The organism is Pseudoroseomonas ludipueritiae (assembly GCF_014490445.1).
Lineage (GTDB): Bacteria > Pseudomonadota > Alphaproteobacteria > Acetobacterales > Acetobacteraceae > Pseudoroseomonas > Pseudoroseomonas ludipueritiae.
Genome location: NZ_JACTUZ010000344.1, coordinates 1 through 1167, shown reverse-complemented (window position 1 = coordinate 1167; position 1167 = coordinate 1). Strand labels below are relative to the sequence as shown.

The window sequence follows — 1167 nt, the reverse complement described above, 5'->3', positions numbered from 1 at the left end:
GCTCGGCCTCGCCGGCCTGCCGCGCCCAGGCGCTGGCGCCACGTGCCGCGGCCAGCAGGGCCGGCGCATCCTCCACCGCCTGCAGGAAGCGGCTGCGCCACTGGCCGAAATCCGGCGCCGACACGCCAGGGACGGCGGAAACCGCCGGCCATTGCGCCGCCCCCAGGGCACCCAGGGCCGAGCCGAGGCTTTCGGCGGAATCCAGCGGGTCCACGGTTTGCAGCACCGCCAGGCGGCGCAGCAGCCGGGCCAAGGCCAGGGCCTGCTCGATGGCCGCATCGCCGGGCGCCTCGGCCGGCACCGCCTCAGCCTTCTGCAAGGTCGCCGGCAGCACCGCGGACAAGCGCTCCCCCAGCAGGGCGGCGGTGGTGGAGCCGGTCAGCCTGGCCTCGCGCAGTGCCAGGTCGCGCGGATGAACCCAGATATCCGCTACCGCCAGCCAGCCCGCGGCTTCCGCCAGCGCCATCCGCGCCGCCAGACCTGCCTGCACCGCCGGCTCGGCCGCGCCGGCCAGGGCATCGAGGCGCGAGAGGGCATCCTCCGCCTCCGCCAGCGGCCGCAGAAGCGCCTTCGCCGGCAGGGCGGCGGCCGGCAGGGCCGCGGCGCGGCTGGCCCAGGGCGGGCGGTCGGCTTCCTCCGCCTCCTCATCCCAAAGAGGTTCGCTGGTCATGGCCGGATGATCCCGGAAGGAAGGGTGGCATGACAAGGGCTTGGCCGTGGATATGCAAGCGAAAAGGCGGGCTCGCCGCACTGGCCGATCCAGGCTAGCCTGGGCTGGACAGCCGCGAAAACCAATGCGCCGGACCGAGAGCAGCCGCTTCACCATCCGCACCGAGGGCGATGCCACGCTCATCGAGATCCGCCCCGCGCGGCCCGATCCGGCCTTTCTGGCGGCGGCGGTGCTGCTGGGCGGGCTTTTCGGCCTGCCCGCATTGGCGGTGCTGCTGAACCCGGCGCGGCATGATCCGCTTTCCCTGGCCGCGGCGGGCCTTGCCCTGCTGGTGCTGCTGCTGGCCGGCTGGGCCCTGCGGCGGGCGCTGCGTGGGCGCCGCCCGCGCAGCCTGCGCCTGGATGCTAGCGGCCTTTGCCTGGCGGAGGAGTGCCTGCCCTGGTCCGCGCTGGGCCCCCGCCATGTGCGGCTGCCGGAAGCGGCGCGGGCCGGGCCCG

2 protein-coding genes are annotated in these 1167 nt (G+C 75.3%); one reads left to right on the top strand and one right to left on the bottom strand.

Annotation, left to right across the window (positions count from 1 at the left end; translation table 11 throughout):
- On the bottom strand, positions 1 to 670 hold a 670-nt coding region (locus IBL25_RS26235), incomplete at its 3' end, for a hypothetical protein (protein WP_202986897.1).
- 124 nt (positions 671 to 794) lie between these two features.
- Here IBL25_RS26235 and IBL25_RS26230 point away from each other — a divergent pair.
- Positions 795 to 1167: hypothetical protein (locus IBL25_RS26230; RefSeq protein ID WP_187781361.1), on the top strand; the 373-nt coding region annotated here is incomplete at its 3' end.